Here is an 18,662-nt window from a genome sequence, read left to right on the forward strand (position 1 = left end):
CCTCGAGCGACTTCGCCAACGTGCGGACGAGTAGCGCACCCTTCCTGCGCCACACAGTCACGCGGGTACGCCCGCCGTGCTCGGCGCCCTCGCGATCCGGAGCAACGACCTGAGCCAGGAAGGCTTGAGCATGCGGCATCGGTGGTACCTCTCAAGGTCGATGGTGATCTGCGCTGGACTGCAGCCGAGAGCTATTATCCAGAGCCGATCAGGTATTCTAAAATTAAATGTAAGCATGCCTATCAGTGGATATTGGAATAGACAATGCTCGATCACCTGCTGCTGCGCAGCTTTGTCGCCGTTGCCGACTGCGGCAATTTCACTCGCGCCGCCGAACGCCTGCACCTCACCCAGTCGACCGTCAGCCAGCAAGTGCGGCGGCTCGAAGACACCCTCGGTTGTCGCCTGTTCGACCGCAGTGTCCGCCGAGTGCTAGCAACCGCCGAGGGCGAGCGCTTGCTCAGCTATGCCCGGCGGATTCTGGCGCTGCATGACGAAGCCGAAGAAGTGCTGCGCAATGAGCAAAGCGAGGGAGTGCTACGACTTGGCGTGCCCGAAGACTTCGCCGAAGCCCACCCGAAGGTGCGCCTGGAGGTCAGCAGCGGACTCAGCCCGGAATTGTTGCGCCGATATCACGACGGCGAATTCGATCTGTTGCTGAGCAAACAGATGAAGGCCGGCAACGACTGCCTAGCAGCCTGGCCGGAACCCTTGTGCTGGATGGATAGCCGCCAGCGCCCGGCGCTGGTCCGCGACCCGTTGCCGCTGGTGGCTTTTGCCCCGGGCGGTTTGTATCGCCAGGAAATGATCCAGGCCCTCGAGGTCAACGGCCGTAACTGGCGCATCAGTTACTCCAGCGCCAGCCTCGCCAGCGTCTGCGCCGCTGTGGCCGCTGGCCTCGGTATCAGCCTGCTGCCGCGGCGTGTACTGCAGTCGGGGCATCGACTACTGACAGGGGAAAGCGGCCTGCCACCAATCGACGGAATACACTTGGTGCTTTATGGCCGGCCCGGCCTGGGCCAGGCTGGCCAGGTATTGCAGGCACGGCTCCATCAACTGTGCCAGAGCCAGGCTGCCGCGGATTACTGACACACCGTTGAAAAAACCAGGCGCGCTGGGCGCTGACCAGGTGACGACCATCGTCTTCATACAAGTCTCGGCGGCGGGGAAAAGCAGCGACAGCCTCTCCAGATGTTCGCGACAAGCCGCGTGACGCGACGTCAGCAGCAGATGCTCGCAACAGGCCGGCGGTATGCCCCCAACCTTCCCATCAAAAACCAGTGCACTGTGCCGCCATACGACACCGGGGGGTGTTCGCCGCCCCTCAGGTCTCTTCGATCCGGCTGAAAATATCATGCAGTCGCTCGGCCCGGCTCAATCGCTCCGACGCCGCCCGACCGAGGTGATCGGAAACCGAGGCACAGATATAGTTGAGGACGCTGAAGGCTGAGATGTAGGAGTCGAACAACGAGGTGCTTTTCACCATGCAGCGTATGGTCCAGTCCGCCAGGCCTGCCGTCTTGTCCTCGGAGTGGTCGGTAACGTACAGCACCCGGGTACCGAGTTCCTGGGCATACCTCATCAGCCGGTAGATCACGTCTTTGCGCCGACGAAAGCCCAACACAACGAGTAGGTCGCGCTCACTCAGCCCCGACAGATCTTTCTCGATCGCCTGTCCGGGCCTTGGCAGGATTTCGACACACTGGCGCAATTGGATCAGCTGCTGGCGCAGGTACATCGCCGGCATATAGCTGTTGCCATAGCCGATGACCCATATATTGTCTGCCGTCTCGATGTTCTCGGTGATCTGCTCAAGCATCTCCTCGCTCAGGGCATCGAAGCTGCTCAGCAGATTCTGCACTTCGCAGTCGACGTGTTGCTTAATCTCGCTTTTGAAATCGCCGCTGTGATGATCGATGGTATGCAGATAGCGGGGAGAGCCTTGCTCCTTGGCATCCCGTGCCTGCTTGCGGATTTCGCGGAAATCCTTGTAGCCGAGGCGTTTGATCAGCCGGGTGGCGGCGGCATTGGAGGTGTTGGCGCGGATGACCAGTTCGGAGATGGAATGGGTCGCCAGATCACCGGGAAAGTCTATGATGATGTCGGCCAGCAGCCGCTCGCTGCGTGGCAGCTCCTCATAGATGTCCCGCAGACGATCCTCGATCGGCAGTTTCATGGCAACTTCCATACGTCCTGTGCATCCATGTTGATAGCGATTCCTGTTACGAACAATCGATTCCAGACTGTAACAGAACACGACATCACATGGGACCTGACGGAAACCCCCCCGCAACTTGGCGTTGCGGGGGGTTATGCCGGACGATTCAGGCTTGACGCTCGTTCAACCGTTCCACTGCGCGACCTGAGCGTAGACCAGGAAAGCCATCGCAATGGCGATCCACATGGCGAACAGCGGCAGGAAGAACTTGACCCACCTGTCCCACCTCACGCCGGCCAGCGCCAGGGTTGCCATGAAGTAGCCCGAGGTCGGGTAGAAGATGTTACTGAGGCCATCACCCAACTGGTAGGCCAGTACCGCGGTCTGGCGAGTCACCCCGATCAGATCGGACAACGGCGCCATGATCGGCATGGTCACCAGCGCCTGGCCGCTGCCTGACGGAATGACGAAGTTGAAACCAAGTTGGGCCAGGAACATGCCAATCGCTGACAGCATCGGCGGGAAGCCACCGACTAGCCCGCCCAGACCATGGACCAGGGTGTCCATGATCTGACCCTCCTCCAGCACTACGGCGACCGCCCGGGCAATACCGCAGATCATGGCGCCGACCAGCACATCGCGGAAACCTTCGTTGAAACCTTCGCAGATCTCGGCGGTTTTCAGGCCGGCGATCAGACCGACCACAATGCCCATGATGACGAACAGGCCGGCCATCTCCATCATGAACCAGCCCCGCTCCAACACGCCCCACACCAGTAGACCGAAGAAACCTAAAGCGGCAACGGCGGCCAGTTTCTGGCGCGGGGTAGCGCTCATCGCACTTTCGCTAGCGCTGTGCACGTAGCGTTGCCGTTTCTCCAGCTCGTTGACATCACCTCGCATCAGGCTGAATTCAGGATTGCCACGCACCTTCAGCGCATATCGCATCACATAGACGATACCCACGCCCAGAATGGCGACGAAAGCCAGGATGCGCAGGGTCATGCCCGAGAACACCGGCAGGTCCGCCAGCTGCTGGCCGAGGCCGGTATTGATCGGATTGAGCACGCCGGCGGTGAAACCCGCCGTCGTGGCGCAGAGCGCCACCGCCGCCGCGGTGACCGAATCGAAGCGCAACGCGATCATCAGCGGCAGGATCACCGGCACGTAGACCAGCGCCAGCTCCTGGGTACCGATCAGCGTGGCAATCACCGCGAAGGTCACCATCAGCACCGGAATCACCAGGATGCTGTTGTGGGCGAAGCGCCGCGTCAGCTTGTCTACCCCGACCTCGATGATGCCGGTGCGCCTTAGCACCATGAACATGCCACCGATAATAAGGGTGAAAAACACCACCACACCGGCATCGATCAGCCCTTTGGGCACCGCCAGCATGAAGTCGACCAAGCCGACAGGCGTGGATTCGACGACGCGAAACGAATCCGGGTCGATAGTGGTGCGGCCGTTCGGCCCCGGTACCCGGTCATAGACACCCGCCGGGACTATATAGGTCAGCACCGCCGCGATGGCGCTGAAAACGAAAAGAATGACATAGATATGTGGCATCTCGAACGGTTTTTTCTTGCGCACATCAGACTCCACCTGCGGTTCCGTTGAATCGACTCGCTGACCGAAGGTGTCGTTGTTGCTGTTGGCACCAGCCATTTTTTCTACCTCAGCTTAGGTTTTTTATTGTTTATCCCTTGGCTCAAGCAACGAAGGAGACAGCGTTTCCGCTCCGACAACGCCTCCTGTGCCGGCCACGGTGATCCTGCCCTGCGATTCCCGGCGCCTGTTCACCCGGGCAACGCCCCTTACGTTCTTGCTGTTGCGCACGGCCTTTAGGGATCTGCCCTGAGGGAGGCAGGCTCCTGTCGACCTGAAACCAATGATAATTTGTTTTCATATTAAATCAATCTGAAAATTCGTTATTGATTTTACCGAAAGTTGGCGTAGGCTGATCCCTAACCAGCGGTCGGGGGAGCGGGATCGTACGCCGCCCGACACGACCAAGAATCAACAAACCCCATCAAGGTGTAATCGATGAAGAAGACTGCTTCCGACGGCTATTCCACACGCTGGCCCAACCTGGCCGATGAGCGCCTTGGCGCCGAGATTCTGTTCTGCACCGATGAGTTTTTTGCCGCGGCCAGCCGCATGCTGTCCTCCCAAGAACCGGTCTGGAAGGAGGGCGTATTCGATGAAAACGGCAAATGGATGGACGGCTGGGAGTCCCGTCGCAAGCGCTGCGAAGGCTATGACTACAGCGTCATCCGACTCGGCCTGCCGGGCACCATCAAGGGTATTGACCTCGACACCAGCCACTTCACTGGCAACTTCCCGCCCTCCGCATCGGTGCAGGCCTGCCACTGTGAAAACGCCGAACCGGACGCCGCTACCGCATGGGTCGAAATCCTGCCGTCGGTCAGCCTGTCGGGCGACTCCCACCATATCCATGCCATCGACGATGATCGGATCTGGACCCACCTCAAGCTGAACATTTATCCGGATGGCGGCATCGCCCGCCTGCGCGCCTGGGGCCAGCCGCAGTCCCGCATCGAAATCGGCAGCGCCACGCCGATCGACCTCGCGGCCGTTGTCAACGGCGGGCGCGCGCTCGCCTGCAGCGATGAGCATTTCGGGCGCATGGCCAACATCCTCAACCCTGGGCGCGGCATCAACATGGGCGATGGCTGGGAAACGGCCCGCCGCCGCACACCCGGCAATGACTGGGTAATAGTGGCGTTAGGCCATCCAGGCGAAATCCAGCGCATCGAAGTCGATACCGCCCATTTCAAGGGCAACTACCCGAACAGTTGCTCGATCCAGGCCGCGTTTGTCAAAGGCGGCACCGACGAGCAGATCGAGACGCAGAGCCTGTTCTGGCGCGAACTGCTACCGGAGCAAAAGCTTCACGCCCATGAACAGCATTATTTCAGTGACGAAGTCGCCGCTATGGGCCCCATTACCCATGTGCGCCTGAACATCTTCCCCGATGGGGGGATCAGTCGCCTGCGCCTGATCGGCACGCCGGTCGCCACCGGCAGGAAGGGAGCCTGACGATGCCCCGCACCCTCGAACTACAGCCCCTGGAGCGGGACAGCTTCAGCCCTTTCGGCGATGTGATCGAAATGGCCGGCAGCCGCCATTTCAGCATCAACAACGGCGCGACGGAGCGTTTTCACGATATTTCGCAGATAGTCGGCGACCCCTCCGACGGCCATACGGCCATCAGCCTGGTTCGCTCACAACCGCTGCCCTCGCCATTGCGCATCGAGGTGCTCGAACGCCACCCGCTCGCGAGCCAGGCCTTCATACCCCAGGACGATCAGCCCTTTATCGTGGTGGTCGCGCCCCGGGGCGATGACATCGACCTCGACGACATCCGTGCCTTCGTCGCCGACGGCAAGCAGGGCATCAACTATCACCCGGGGGTCTGGCACCACTCGCTGCTGGCGCTGGCGCCGAGCCAGGACTTCATTCTCGTTGACCTGATCACCCCAAAGCACAACTGCGATGAGCACTACTTCGACAGCGACGAGCAGTTGCTCCTGGACTACTCCGGGCTGCCGAACGGCTGCGTGCTGCGGCCCCGCTAGCGACGGCGGACCAGGCTAAAACGGTCGTTTTAAAAGAGTTCCCACCATCCAAGCATGGTCATGGAAAAGATGTTGACCTCCAAGTCATGTGCTGCATAGAATCCATGCCAGATGTTTTGTATACAATTTGAAAACAAAAGAGGCACAAGATAATGGCCAGAATGAGAGCAATCGAGGCCGCCGTACTGGTGATGCGCCGCGAAGGCGTTGACACTGCGTTCGGCATCCCCGGCGCCGCCATCAACCCCCTGTACGCCGCACTGAAAAAAGTCGGCGGCATCGATCATGTCCTGGCTCGCCACGTCGAAGGCGCTTCGCACATGGCCGAGGGCTACACCCGCACCAATGCCGGCAACATCGGCGTGTGCATCGGCACCTCGGGACCTGCCGGTACCGACATGGTCACCGGCCTGTACTCGGCCAGCGCCGACTCCATCCCGATCCTCTGCATCACCGGCCAGGCGCCGCGTGCGCGCATGCACAAGGAGGACTTCCAGGCCGTCGACATCACCAGCATCGTCGAGCCGGTGACCAAGTGGGCGACCACCGTGATGGAGCCGGGCCAGGTGCCGCGGGCCTTCCAGAAGGCCTTCTATGAGATGCGCAGCGGCCGTCCGGGCCCGGTGCTGATCGACCTGCCGTTCGACGTGCAGATGGCCGAGATCGAGTTCGACATCGACGCCTACGAGCCGTTGCCGCTGGCCAAGCCGGCTGCCAACCGGGTCCAGGCCGAGAAGGCCATCGCCATGCTCAACGACGCCGAGCGCCCATTGCTGGTCGCCGGCGGCGGCATCTTCAACGCCGACGCGGCGGACAAGCTGGTCGAGTTCGCCGAGCTGACCGGCGTGCCAGTGGTACCGACCCTGATGGGCTGGGGTGCCATTCCCGACGACCACAAGCTGATGGTCGGCATGGTCGGCCTGCAGACCAGCCACCGTTACGGCAACGCCACCCTGCTGGCCTCCGATCTGGTGTTCGGCATCGGTAACCGCTGGGCCAACCGCCATACCGGTTCGGTGGACGTCTACACCGAGGGCCGCAAGTTCATCCACGTCGACATCGAGCCGACCCAGATCGGCCGGGTGTTCAACCCGGACCTGGGCATCGTCTCCGACGCCGGTGCCGCCCTGGACGCCTTCCTCGAGGTGGCCCGCGAGTGGCAGGCCGCCGGCAAGCTGAAGGATCGCAGCGCCTGGCTCGAGTCCTGCCGCGAGCGCAAGCGTACCCTGCAGCGCAAGACCCACTTCGACAACGTGCCGGCCAAGCCGCAGCGCGTGTACGAGGAGATGAACGAGGCGTTCGGCAAGGACACCTGCTACGTCAGCACCATCGGTCTGTCGCAGATTGCCGGCGCGCAGTTCCTGCACGTCTACAAGCCGCGCCACTGGATCAACTGCGGCCAGGCCGGCCCGCTGGGCTGGACCATTCCGGCGGCCCTGGGCGTGGTCAAGGCCGACCCGCAGCGTCAGGTCGTGGCGCTGTCCGGCGACTACGACTTCCAGTTCATGATCGAGGAACTGGCCGTCGGCGCGCAGTTCAACCTGCCGTACATCCACGTGCTGGTGAACAACTCCTACCTGGGTCTGATCCGCCAGGCGCAGCGCGGCTTCGACATCGACTACTGCGTGCAGCTGGCGTTCGAGAACATCAACGCGCCGGAGATCAACGGTTACGGCGTCGACCATGTCGCCGTGGTCGAGGGCCTGGGCTGCAAGGCGATCCGCGTGTTCGACCCGAACGAACTGCAGAACGCCTTCGCCGAAGCCAAGCGGCTGATGGCCGAACACCGCGTGCCGGTGGTGGTGGAGATCATCCTGGAGCGCGTCACCAACATCTCCATGGGTACCGAGATCAACGCCATCAACGAGTTCGAGGAACTGGCCGAGCGCGGCGCCGACGCACCGACCGCCATCTCGTTGCTGGACTGACGCAACCGTAGGGTGGAAAACCGCGGAGCGTTTTCCACCACCCTTGGTGGATGTGCTGCGCGACATCCACCCTACGAAACTGAAAGGAGCCAACCATGCCCCGTTTCGCCGCCAACCTGTCCATGTTGTTCACCGAAGTGGACTTCCTGGAGCGTTTCGCCGCCGCCGCCGATGCCGGCTTCAGCGGTGTCGAGTACCTGTTCCCCTACGACTTCCCGGCCGAAGAGATCAAGGCCCGCCTGGACGCCAACAAGCTCGAGCAGGTGCTGTTCAACCTGCCCGCCGGCGACTGGGCCAAGGGTGAACGCGGCATCGCCTGCCACCCGGATCGCATCGAGGAGTTCCGCGCCGGTGTCGACCAGGCCATCGCCTACGCCAAGGTGCTGGGCAACCGCCAGATCAACTGCCTGGCCGGCATCCGCCCGCAGGGCGTGGACTGCGCCACCATCGAGCAGACCTTCGTCGACAACCTGCGCTATGCCGCAGGCAAGCTCGAGGCCGCCGGCATCAAGCTGGTCATGGAAGCCATCAACACCCGCGACATCCCCGGCTTCTACCTGAACAACACCCAGCAGGCCCTGGATATCCGTACCAAGGTCGGCAGCGCCAACCTGTACCTGCAGTACGACATCTACCACATGCAGATCATGGAGGGTGACCTGGCGCGCACCGTCGAGGCCAACCTGGCGGCGATCAACCATGTGCAGCTGGCCGACAACCCGGGGCGCAACGAACCGGGCACCGGCGAGATCAACTACCGCTTCCTCTTCGAGCACCTGGATCGCATCGGTTACCAGGGCTGGATCGGCTGTGAATACAAGCCGGCCACCACCACCGCTGCCGGCCTCGGCTGGATGAAAGCGCACAACGCAATCTGAGGAGACATCACTCATGGCAAAAATCGGATTCATCGGCACCGGTATCATGGGCAAGCCCATGGCTCAGAACCTGCAGAAGGCCGGTCACACCCTGTTCCTGTCCGAACACCACGATCCGGCCCCGGCCGACCTGGTCGAAGCCGGCGCCATCGCCCTGGCCAATCCGCGCGAAGTCGCCCAGGAAGCCGAATTCATCATCGTCATGGTGCCGGACACCCCCCAGGTCGAGGACGTGCTGTTCCGCCAGGACGGCGTGGCCGAAGGCGTTGGCGCCGGCAAGGTGGTGATCGACATGAGCTCGATCTCGCCCAGCGCGACTAAGGTTTTCGCCGAGAAGATCAAGGCCACCGGCGCGGCCTACCTGGACGCCCCGGTCTCCGGCGGTGAAGTCGGCGCCAAGGCGGCCACATTGAGCATCATGGTCGGCGGCTGCCCGACTGCCTTCGAACGCGCCCTGCCGCTGTTCCAGGCCATGGGCAAGAACATCACCCTGGTCGGCGGCAACGGCGACGGCCAGACCGCCAAGGTGGCCAACCAGATCATCGTCGCCCTGAACATCCAGGCGGTGGCCGAGGCCCTGCTGTTCGCCGCCAAGAACGGCGCCGACCCGGCCAAGGTGCGCGAGGCGCTGATGGGCGGTTTCGCCGGTTCGAAGATCCTCGAGGTGCACGGCGAGCGCATGATCAAGGGCACCTTCGATCCGGGCTTCCGCATCAGCCTGCACCAGAAGGACCTCAACCTGGCACTGGCCGGCGCCAAGGAGCTGGGCCTGAACCTGCCCAACACCGCCAACGCCCAGCAGGTGTTCAGCACCTGTGCGGCCATCGGCGGCAGCAACTGGGACCACTCGGCACTGATCAAGGGCCTGGAGCACATGGCCAACTTCAACATCCGCGGCAAGTAAGCCAACAGGCCACGGGACGGGGTCAGCCGTCCCATGGCAACCCCTTTCGATCTGCCCGGCCGGCGGTGTCACGGCCTGCCGGCCGGGTGGGTCGATTCTAGTGCGCAGCGCCCGCCCGGAGGACGCTGCGCAGTAGAATCGACGATGTTCCAGCGATAACAAGAGAGCCTGCCATGTCCATCGATCCGCAACGCCTGCTGCGCGAGCTGTTCGCCGCCGCCATCGACGCCGCCCACCCGCGCCAGGTGCTGGCCGACCATCTGCCCGCCGACCGCAGCGGTCGGGTCATCGTCATCGGAGCCGGCAAGGCCGCCGCGGCCATGGCCGAGGTGATCGAACACGAATGGCAGGGCGAGGTGTCGGGCCTGGTAGTGACGCGCTACGAGCACGGCGCCGCCTGCCGCAAGATCGAGGTGGTGGAAGCCGCCCACCCGGTGCCGGACGACGCCGGCGAGCGCGTGGCGCGCCGGGTGCTCGAGCTGGTCAGCGGCCTGTCCGAAGAAGACCGGGTGATCTTCCTGCTGTCCGGCGGCGGCTCCTCGCTGCTGGCCCTGCCGGCCGAGGGCATCACACTCAAAGACAAGCAGGCGATCAACAAGGCGCTGCTCAAGTCCGGCGCCACCATCGGCGAGATGAACTGCGTGCGCAAGCACCTCTCGGCGATCAAGGGCGGCCGCCTGGCCAAGGCCTGCTGGCCGGCCAGCGTCTACACCTACGCGATTTCCGACGTGCCGGGCGATGAGGCCACGGTAATCGCCTCCGGGCCGACGGTGGCCGACCCGACCACCTCGGCCGAGGCCCTGGCGATACTCGCTCGCTATCAGATCGAGGTCCCCGCCCACGTCCGCGCCTGGCTGCAGGACCCGCGCTCGGAAACCGTTAAGCCCGGCGATCCGGTGCTGTCGCGCAGCCACTTCCAGCTGATCGCCACTCCCCAGCAGTCGCTGGAGGCCGCCGCCGAGAAGGCCCGCGCCGCCGGTTTCACGCCGCTGATCCTCGGCGACCTGGAGGGCGAGTCGCGCGAGGTGGCCAAGGTGCATGCCGGCATCGCCCGCCAGGTGCGCCTGCACGGCCAGCCGCTCAAGGCGCCCTGCGTGATCCTCTCCGGCGGCGAGACCACCGTCACCGTGCGCGGCAACGGCCGCGGCGGCCGCAACGCCGAGTTCCTGCTGAGCCTGACCGAGAGCCTCCAGGGCCTGCCTGGGGTCTACGCCCTGGCCGGCGACACCGACGGCATCGACGGCTCGGAGGACAACGCCGGCGCCCTGATGAGCCCGGACAGCTACGCCCGCGCCGCACGCCTGGGCCTGAACGCCCGCGACGCGCTGGACAACAACGACGGCTACGGCTACTTCGCCGCCCTCGACGCGCTGATCGTCAGCGGCCCGACCCGTACCAACGTCAACGATTTCCGCGCCATTCTGATCCTTGAGGACCCTGCCCCATGAACGCCGACAAGAAAGTGAAGATCCTCGCCACCCTCGGGCCGGCCGTGGAAGGCATCGAACAGATCCGCCAGCTGGTGGAGGCCGGGGTCAACCTGTTCCGCCTCAATTTCAGCCACGGCGAGCACGCCGACCACGCCCAGCGCTACCAGTGGGTGCGCGAAGTGGAGCGCCAGCTGGGCACGCCCATCGGCATCCTCATGGACCTGCAGGGACCCAAGCTGCGGGTCGGCCGCTTCGCCGAAGGCAAGGTCAACCTGGAGCGCGGCCAGGCCCTGCGCCTGGACCTGGACAGCACCCCGGGCGACGCCCGGCGGGTCAACCTGCCGCACCCGGAGATCATCGAGGCGCTGCAGCCGGGGATGACCCTGCTGCTCGACGACGGCCGCCTGCGCCTGCAGGTGACCGCCAAGCAGGCCGATGCGGTGATCACCGAGGTCATCGCCGGCGGCGAGCTGTCTGACCGCAAGGGCGTCAACGTGCCCGAGGCGGTGCTGCAGCTGAGCCCGCTGACCGAGAAGGACCGCCGCGACCTGGCCTTCGGCCTGGAGCTGGGCGTGGACTGGGTGGCCCTGTCCTTCGTCCAGCGCCCCGCGGACATCGTCGAGGCCCGTGCGCTGATCCAGGGCAAGGCCGCGCTCATGGCCAAGATCGAGAAGCCCTCGGCGGTGCAGCAGATCGCCGAGATCGCCGAGCTGTGCGACGCCATCATGGTCGCCCGCGGCGACCTGGGCGTCGAGGTGCCGGCGGAGAACGTGCCGCGCATCCAGAAGGACATCATCCGCATCTGCCGCCAGCTCGGCCGGCCGGTGGTGGTGGCCACGCAGATGCTCGAATCCATGCGCTTCTCCCCGGCGCCGACCCGTGCCGAGGTCACCGACGTGGCCAACGCCGTGGCCGAAGGCACCGACGCGGTGATGCTGTCGGCCGAGACCGCCTCCGGCGACTACCCGCTGGAAGCCGTGCAGATGATGAGCAAGATCATCCGCCAGGTGGAGAACGGCCCGGACTTCCAGAACCAGCTGGACGTCAGCCGCCCGCAGGCCGAGGCCACCGCCTCGGACGCCATCAGCTGCGCCATCCGCCGCATCAGCGCCATCCTGCCGGTGGCCGCGCTGGTCAACTACACCGAGTCCGGCGCCTCCAGCCTGCGCGCCTCGCGGGAGCGCCCGAAGGCGCCGATCCTCAGCCTGACGCCAAACCTGCAGACCGCCCGCCGCCTGAGCCTGGCGTGGGGCGTCTATTCGGTGGTCAACGAGCGCCTGCACCAGGTCGAGGCCGTCACCAGCACCGCCCTGGAAATCGCCCAGGCCCAGGGCATGGCCCGGGCCGGCGACACCCTGGTGATCACCGCCGGCGAACCCTTCGGCCAGCCGGGCAGCACCAACAGCCTGCGCATCGAGACCCTGCACTGACCGACCACCCGCCCTGGCCGGCAACCTTGCGGGCCAGGGCATCCACGCTCCCACGCTGGCATTGCCAGATTACAGGCGTCCCCTGCTGCGGCAGCGGGCGCCTCTTTTTATTCAGGTGTACCGCGCATGCCCGAGCTCCCCCTGCCCCTCCGCGCGCTGCTCAACGGCTTCAGCCAGATATTCCTGCAGAGCCACCCCGGCTGCGGCCTGCTGGTGCTGCTGGCGCTCGCCATCGGCGCGCCCGGCCTGCTCGGCGGCGCCCTGCTCGGCGGCCTGAGCGGCATGCTGGTGGCGCGCTGGCGCGACTATCCGCGCGGCGACATCGAGATCGGCCTGTACGGCTACAACGGCATTCTCCTCGGCCTGCTGGCCAGCCTGAAGTTCGCCTGGTCGCCGCTGCTGGCACTGCTGGTCGCCCTCGGCGCCGGCCTGTCCAGCCTGCTCCTGGCACCCTGGATGAGCGCCATGCGCAGCCGCGGCTGGCTGCCGGCCTTCACCCTGCCCTTCGTCCTGCTGGGTTGGGGGCTCCTGGCCCTGACCACCCCTCTGCAGCTGCCGCTGCAGGGCGAGGCAGCCAGCGCCCTGGGCATGGCGGACGGCCTCGGCATCCTGCTGGCGCTGCTGCGCGGCCTGGGCCAGGTGATCTTCCTCGACCAGCCGCTGGCCGGCCTGTGCCTGTGGCTCGGCCTGTTGCTGGCGGACCGTCGCGCCGCCCTCTGGGCCCTGCTCGGTTCGGCCGGCGGCCTGGCCCTGGCCCTGTCGCTGGGCTGGTCGCAGGCCGACGCCCTGCACGGGCTCTGCGGCTACAACGCCGCCCTGGCGGCGATCGCCCTGAACCAGGTGCAGCGCCGGGCCTGGGTGCTGGTGCTGGGCATCGTCCTTGCTTCGCTGCTGCAGCAGGGCCTGAGCGCCCTGGGGTTGGCGGCACTGACCCTGCCTTTCATCCTCGCCTGCTGGCTGGTTCAGCTCAGCGCACAAAGCTGGCAACGCGCGGTAAAGGCCGGCGCGCATGGACGAAAAACTCACTGAGCAGGCGCCGGCCCTGCGCGCTCAATGCTCGCTCAGTGCAGTTCGCTCGGCGAGGCAACCGCCAAGCGGCCCTGCAACGGCCCACAGCACGGCGCTGCCTCGGTTGCCGGTGTCGTGAATACGCATGGCAAAGGCCATCCGCCCTGCTAGCGTAGTGGCCCATCCCCGCGGGTCCGAGACCCCTCCACCGAGCGAGAACGACATGCTGCACAGCATCAAGCAAGGCATCACCCTGGACGAACTGGAACTCGCCGGCACCCTCGAAGACATCGGCGTCGAGATGATCGAAGGCGACAACAGCATGTTCGCCCTGACCACCTTCGCCACCGAGGACGAGTCGGTCAGCGCCGGCTACTTCGGTGTACGCCGCAGCCGTTTCCGCCTGCCCTACACCTTCCACGAGCAGGCCGTGGTGACCCTCGGCGAGGTGAAGATCACCAACGAACAGACCGGCGAGACCGCCCACTACAAGGCCGGCGACTCCTTCTTCGTCGCCAGCGGCACCAACACCCTGTGGGAAGTCGTCAGCGACAGCTTCACCAAGCACTACCTGGCGGTCGACTGACAACGGCGCGCTTGGGCCCGGCCCGCCGGCAGGGCCTAAGCGCGGGCGCAACGGCCCGCCGCCCTCGCGCGCGTGCCGTTGCGCAGGCAGTGCTCGGACGGCAGCACAGCCGTACAGGGCATCCGGCCACCACCCGGGATAAACCCTTGGCACCCCCGGCCCATCCTGTATAGGCTTCGCCCTCTCGCAGCAGGGGGAGTTCGCCATGGATAACTGGCGCCAAGGTCTTTACGCCATCATCTTCCACACCGACACGCCGGCCGGGCAGCGCTTCGACAACTGGCTGCTGCTGGTCATCCTGGCCAGCCTGGTGGTGGTGATGCTCGACAGCGTCGACGCCTACCACCAACAGTACGCCACCCTGTTCAACAGCCTGGAGTGGGCCTTCACCCTGATGTTCGGCATCGAGTACGGCCTGCGCCTGTACTGCTCGCCGAAACCGCTGCGCTACGCCTTCAGCTTCTTCGGCCTGGTCGACCTGCTGGCGGTGATGCCGGCGATTCTCGCCCTGGTCTTCGCCGACGCCCAGTACCTGATGATCGTACGGGTCGTGCGCATGATCCGCATCTTCCGCGTACTCAAGCTGCGCCAGTACCTGAGCCAGGCCAACTTCCTGCTCACCGCGCTGCGCGGCAGCCGGCAGAAGGTCACGGTGTTCCTGGTCAGCGTGTCCACCCTGGTCACGGTGTTCGGCGCCCTGATGTACGTTATCGAGGGCCCGGAGAACGGCTTCACCAGCATCCCCACGAGCATCTATTGGGCGGTGGTGACCCTGACCACCGTGGGCTACGGCGACATCACCCCGCAGACCCCGGCCGGGCAGATGCTCTCCACCCTGGTGATGATCACCGGTTACTCGATCATCGCCGTGCCCACCGGCATTTTCACCGCCGAGCTGGCCAGCGCCATCCGCGGCGGCGACCACCTCAAGCATGCCTGCCCGAATTGCCAGAAGGCCGAGCATGAAGCGGCGGCGGCCTTCTGCAACCGCTGCGGCCAGATGCTGTATCCGCAGCAGCCCGCTCGGGACTGAGCCCAGCGCCAATGAAAAAGCCCGCAGCGATGCGGGCTTTTTTCGTGCCGGCCGGCTCACTCGCGCTCGGCGGCGGCCGTCGAGCTCAGTTCGAAGGGGCTGTTGCTGCGCCGCTGGTTGCGGTCCTCGCGCGGCGTGGCGCCGAAGAAGTTGCGGTAGGCGCTGGAGAAATGCGGGCCGGAGGAGAAGCCGCAGGACAGGCCGATCTGGATGATCGACTTGCTGGTCTGCATCAGCAGCTGACGCGCCTTGTTCAGGCGCAACTCCAGGTAATACTGGCTGGGCACGCGGGTCAGGTACTGCTTGAAGATGCGCTCCAGCTGGCGGCGCGACACGCACACGTGCTGGGCGATCTCGTCGGTGGTCAGCGGCTCCTCGATGTTCGCCTCCATCAGCAGCACCGCCTGGGTCAGCTTGGGGTGGCTGGAGCCCAGGCGATTCTGCAGCGGAATGCGCTGGCGCTCGCTGCCCTCGCGGATGCGCTCGACCACCAGCTCCTCGGAGACCGCGCCGGCCAGCTCGGCGCCGTGGTCGCGGGCCAGCAGGGCCAGCATCAGGTCGAGCACGGCCAGGCCGCCGCAGGCGCTCAGGCGATCGCGATCCCAGTCGAACAGGTGGCTGGTGGCGATGACCTTGGGGAAGCGCTCGCTGAAGTCATCCTGCCAGCGCCAATGCACCGCGGCGCGGTAACCGTCGAGCAGGCCCAGCTGGGCCAGGGGATAGACCCCGGCGGAGACGCCGCCGATGACGCAGCCGGCGCGCACCAGCTGCTTGAGCGCGGCGGACAGCGCGGGAGCGGTCGCCGCCGGCGGCTCGTCGGCGAGCAGGAACAGCTTGTGCAATCCGTCCAGCTTGCCCGGCCAGGGCGTACCCGGCAGGCGCCAGGCACCCTCCTCGGGCTCTTCCGCCTGGAGGAAGGTCAGTTCGTAGGCCACCTCGGGGTGGACGCGCTGGGCGACACGCAGGGCTTCCTCGGCCAGGGCCAAGGTCAGGGGCTTGGTGTTGGGCCAAAGCAGGAAGCCGATTCGATGGGCAGTCATGGGGGGCAGTTTAGGCTCTATTGGCTTCTGGGGGCATGCCGAGACGCCCGCTCTGGCGCTTATTTCAGACTACCGGAAAGGAACTGCTGGAGCCGCTCGGACTGCGGATTGACCAGCACCTCCTTCGGACAGCCGCGCTCTTCTACCACGCCCTTGTGGAGGAACACCAGCTGGTTGGACACCTCGCGGGCGAAGCCCATCTCGTGGGTCACCACCACCATGGTGCGGCCTTCGGTGGCCAGGTCCTGCATGACCTTGAGCACTTCGCCGACCAGCTCCGGGTCGAGGGCCGAGGTCGGCTCGTCGAACAGCATCACCTCCGGTTCCATCGCCAGGGCCCGGGCGATCGCCACGCGCTGCTGCTCGCCGCCGGACATGTGGCCCGGGTAGGCGTCCTTGCGGTGCGCCACGCCGACCTTGCTGAGGTAATGCTCGGCCTTCTCCTGGGCCTCCTTCTTGGGCACGCCGAGCACGTGCACCGGGGCCTCCATGACGTTCTCCAGGGCGCTCATGTGCGACCACAGGTTGAAGTGCTGGAAGACCATGGCCAGACGCGAACGCATGCGCTGCAGCTGCTTGGGGTCGGCGGCCTTGAGCCCGCCGTCCTTGTTGGCCACCAGCTTGAGCTCCTCGCCGTTGAGCAGGATCTTGCCGCCGTAGGGCTGCTCCAGCAGGTTGATGCAGCGCAGGAAGGTACTCTTGCCCGAGCCGCTGGAGCCGATGATGCTGATCACGTCGCCGGCCTTGGCCGCCAGGGACACGCCCTTGAGGACCTCGTGGCTGCCGTAGCGCTTGTGCAGATCCTGAACTTCGAGTTTGTACATGGTTTCCACTCTCTTGAATCAGTCGCTCAGCAAGCGACCCTGGCGAATAGGGGTAGAACCGGCCACCTTGGCCAGCCACAAACCGGGTTGGGCGAAACGCATCCGTTCACGCACATAGAGCACGCCACTGGTGGTCGCACAGACGGTGCTGTGGCGGTCGTCCAGCGGGTCGATCACCTCGAACAGCGGCTCACCGGCGGCGACCCGCGCGCCCAGCGGCTGCAGGAAGCTCACCACACCGGCATGGGGGGCGTAGGCATACTCCGCGCCCTCGAGCGGCGTGGCCTCGCAGCAGTCCTGGGGCGCGGCCGGCCAGTCGCCGGCGATCAACCCCTGTTCGGCGAGGAACGCCAGGATGGCCTCGGCACTGGCCACCGCCCGGTCCGCCTCGGTGTCGGCCATGCCGCCCAGCTCGACCGTGGCCGCCAGGCAGGCCAGCGGGACGGTCGCCGCGGGGAAGCGCCGCGCCAGGCGCAGCCAGGGCGAGGAGCAGGCTTCGTCGAAGGAACTGCCGCCGGCGTCCTCGGTGGTCAGCACCGCGCCGGCCTGCAGCCGTGCGGCCAGCGGGCGCAGTTCGGCCCACTGCTGTGGCAGCGTGTACAGGTGCACCAGCGCCTCGAAGTCGCAGTGCAGGTCGAGCACCACATCGGCGTCGCAGGCGTGCCCCAGCAGCAGGCGCTGCAAGCCCTGCAACTCGGACTGGGCCGGCGGCAGCGCCTCGAGCGCCGCCTGCATGGCGGCACGGATCAGCCGCACATTGGTCACCCCGTCCGCCCCCAGGCTGCCGTCCAGGGCCGGGGCAATGGCGGCCTCCAGGTCGAAGAAGTCGCGATTGAAGTTCTTGCCGCTGGCGAACTCGAAACGGCCCTGATGGGTGGCCTGGAACAGCTGGGCCAGGCCGATGGGGTTGGCCACCGGCACCAGCTCGACCACCCCGGTCAGGCGCCCCTGGGCCTCCAACTCGCGCAGGCGGCGCTTGAGCTCGACGGCGACGCGCATGCCCGGCAGCTCGTCGGCATGCAACGACGCCTGGATATAGGCCTTGCACGGGCCGCTGCCGAAGCGGAACACACTCAAGCGCCGCTCGGCGCCCAGGCAACCCCAGGGCAGTGGATGGTCGATCCGTTGCATGCTCGCCCCCTCAGGCCTTGCGCGGCGCCATATAGCCCAGCCAGCGGCGCTCGGCGGACTTGAACAGGCGCACCAGCACGAAGGTCAGGCACAGGTACAGCAGACCGGCGGTGATGAAGGCCTCGAACGGCAGGTAGTGCTGCGAGCTGACGGTGCGCGCCGCGCCGGTGATGTCGATCAGGGTGACGATCGACGCCAGGCTGGTGGTATGCAGCATCATGATCACTTCGTTGCTGTACTGCGGCAGGGCGCGGCGCAGCGCCGAGGGCAGGAGGATGCGGCGGTACAGCTTGGCCCGCGACATGCCCATGGCCTTGGCCGCCTCGATCTCGCCGTGGGGCGTGGCCCGCAGGCTGCCGGCGAGGATCTCGGCGCTGTAGGCGCTGGTGTTGATGGCAAAGGCCAGGCAGGCACAGAAGGTCGCATCCGACAGGTAGGGCCAGAGCACGCCCTCGCGCACCGCCTCGAACTGGGCCAGGCCGTAGTAGATCAAAAACAGCTGCACCAGCATCGGCGTGCCGCGGATCACATAGGTGTAGAGCCAGGCCGGGAAGTTCACCAGCTGCGACTTGGAGACGCGCATCAGCGCCAGGGGAATGGCCATGGCCAGGCCCAGGGCCAGGGAGATCAGCAGCAGCTTGATGGTCACCAGCACGCCGCCGAAATACAGCGGCAGGCTGGCCCAGATAACGTGGTAATCGAAGATCATGCGT

General features: G+C 65.6%; 17 protein-coding genes. 11 read left to right on the forward strand and 6 right to left on the reverse strand.

The genetic code is table 11. The annotated features are described in order from the left end of the window. The first annotated feature begins 264 nt into the window (after positions 1 to 264). Positions 265 to 1,089, forward strand: a complete 825-nt coding sequence (locus tag I0D00_RS02560; protein WP_213638194.1) for a LysR family transcriptional regulator — start codon at positions 265 to 267, stop codon at positions 1,087 to 1,089. A gap of 235 nt (positions 1,090 to 1,324) precedes the next feature. On the opposite strand, the gene I0D00_RS02565 is transcribed toward I0D00_RS02560, so the two are convergent. After that, on the reverse strand, positions 1,325 to 2,176 hold the full coding sequence (locus tag I0D00_RS02565; RefSeq protein WP_213638195.1) for a MurR/RpiR family transcriptional regulator: 852 nt from the start codon (positions 2,174 to 2,176) through the stop codon (positions 1,325 to 1,327). 165 nt (positions 2,177 to 2,341) lie between these two features. Next, positions 2,342 to 3,823, reverse strand: coding sequence for a YfcC family protein (locus tag I0D00_RS02570; protein ID WP_213638196.1), 1,482 nt, complete (start codon positions 3,821 to 3,823; stop codon positions 2,342 to 2,344). Positions 3,824 to 4,201: 378 nt separating this feature from the next. Here I0D00_RS02570 and alc point away from each other — a divergent pair, with 378 nt between their 5' ends. The 10 genes from alc to I0D00_RS02620 all read left to right on the forward strand — a co-directional run bounded on the left by alc (position 4,202) and on the right by I0D00_RS02620 (position 14,954). Beyond that, positions 4,202 to 5,218: an allantoicase gene (alc, locus tag I0D00_RS02575; protein ID WP_213638197.1), complete on the forward strand. Its 1,017-nt coding sequence runs from the start codon at positions 4,202 to 4,204 to the stop codon at positions 5,216 to 5,218. A gap of 2 nt (positions 5,219 to 5,220) precedes the next feature. Further along, complete coding sequence (locus I0D00_RS02580) at positions 5,221 to 5,757, forward strand: ureidoglycolate lyase (RefSeq protein WP_213638198.1); 537 nt, start codon at positions 5,221 to 5,223, stop codon at positions 5,755 to 5,757. Between the two features lie 152 nt (positions 5,758 to 5,909). Then, entirely contained in the window at positions 5,910 to 7,685 is a 1,776-nt protein-coding gene (gene gcl / locus I0D00_RS02585) for a glyoxylate carboligase (RefSeq protein ID WP_213638199.1), read from the forward strand. A gap of 95 nt (positions 7,686 to 7,780) precedes the next feature. Then, positions 7,781 to 8,563 (forward strand): hydroxypyruvate isomerase, encoded by a 783-nt coding sequence (hyi, locus tag I0D00_RS02590; protein WP_213638200.1) that lies wholly within the window; start codon positions 7,781 to 7,783, stop codon positions 8,561 to 8,563. Between the two features lie 13 nt (positions 8,564 to 8,576). Continuing rightward, the gene (locus tag I0D00_RS02595; RefSeq protein WP_213638201.1) at positions 8,577 to 9,467 is read left to right on the forward strand and encodes a 2-hydroxy-3-oxopropionate reductase; all 891 of its coding nucleotides are present in this window, start codon (positions 8,577 to 8,579) and stop codon (positions 9,465 to 9,467) included. 173 nt (positions 9,468 to 9,640) lie between these two features. After that, positions 9,641 to 10,915 (forward strand): glycerate kinase type-2 family protein, encoded by a 1,275-nt coding sequence (locus tag I0D00_RS02600; RefSeq protein WP_213638202.1) that lies wholly within the window; start codon positions 9,641 to 9,643, stop codon positions 10,913 to 10,915. Further along, a complete protein-coding gene (gene pyk / locus I0D00_RS02605; RefSeq protein WP_213638203.1) occupies positions 10,912 to 12,327 on the forward strand; it encodes a pyruvate kinase in 1,416 nt (471 codons plus the stop codon). The genes I0D00_RS02600 and pyk overlap by 4 nt, the downstream gene beginning before the upstream one ends. 126 nt (positions 12,328 to 12,453) lie before the next feature. Further along, entirely contained in the window at positions 12,454 to 13,356 is a 903-nt protein-coding gene (locus I0D00_RS02610; RefSeq protein WP_213638204.1) for an urea transporter, read from the forward strand. A 202-nt stretch (positions 13,357 to 13,558) separates the two neighbouring features. Beyond that, positions 13,559 to 13,921 carry a cupin domain-containing protein gene (locus I0D00_RS02615; RefSeq protein WP_213638205.1) on the forward strand — a complete coding sequence of 121 codons (363 nt, stop codon included), beginning with the start codon at positions 13,559 to 13,561 and terminating at the stop codon, positions 13,919 to 13,921. 205 nt (positions 13,922 to 14,126) lie between these two features. Further along, positions 14,127 to 14,954, forward strand: a complete 828-nt coding sequence (locus I0D00_RS02620; protein WP_213638206.1) for an ion transporter — start codon at positions 14,127 to 14,129, stop codon at positions 14,952 to 14,954. Positions 14,955 to 15,010: 56 nt separating this feature from the next. Here the strand turns inward: I0D00_RS02620 and argR are convergent, their stop codons facing one another. From argR to I0D00_RS02640, 4 genes are read right to left on the reverse strand one after another with little or no spacing between them, the layout of a single operon-like run. Further along, complete coding sequence (argR, locus tag I0D00_RS02625) at positions 15,011 to 15,994, reverse strand: GlxA family transcriptional regulator (protein WP_213638207.1); 984 nt, start codon at positions 15,992 to 15,994, stop codon at positions 15,011 to 15,013. Positions 15,995 to 16,053: 59 nt separating this feature from the next. Next, entirely contained in the window at positions 16,054 to 16,818 is a 765-nt protein-coding gene (locus tag I0D00_RS02630; protein WP_213638208.1) for an ABC transporter ATP-binding protein, read from the reverse strand. 18 nt (positions 16,819 to 16,836) lie between these two features. Further along, complete coding sequence (locus I0D00_RS02635; RefSeq protein WP_213638209.1) at positions 16,837 to 17,949, reverse strand: succinylglutamate desuccinylase/aspartoacylase family protein; 1,113 nt, start codon at positions 17,947 to 17,949, stop codon at positions 16,837 to 16,839. 10 nt (positions 17,950 to 17,959) lie between these two features. After that, the gene (locus I0D00_RS02640) at positions 17,960 to 18,658 is read right to left on the reverse strand and encodes an ABC transporter permease (protein ID WP_213638210.1); all 699 of its coding nucleotides are present in this window, start codon (positions 18,656 to 18,658) and stop codon (positions 17,960 to 17,962) included. Between the last annotated feature and the right edge of the window lie 4 nt (positions 18,659 to 18,662).

It is taken from the genome of Pseudomonas lalucatii, from assembly GCF_018398425.1.
GTDB lineage: Bacteria > Pseudomonadota > Gammaproteobacteria > Pseudomonadales > Pseudomonadaceae > Aquipseudomonas > Aquipseudomonas lalucatii.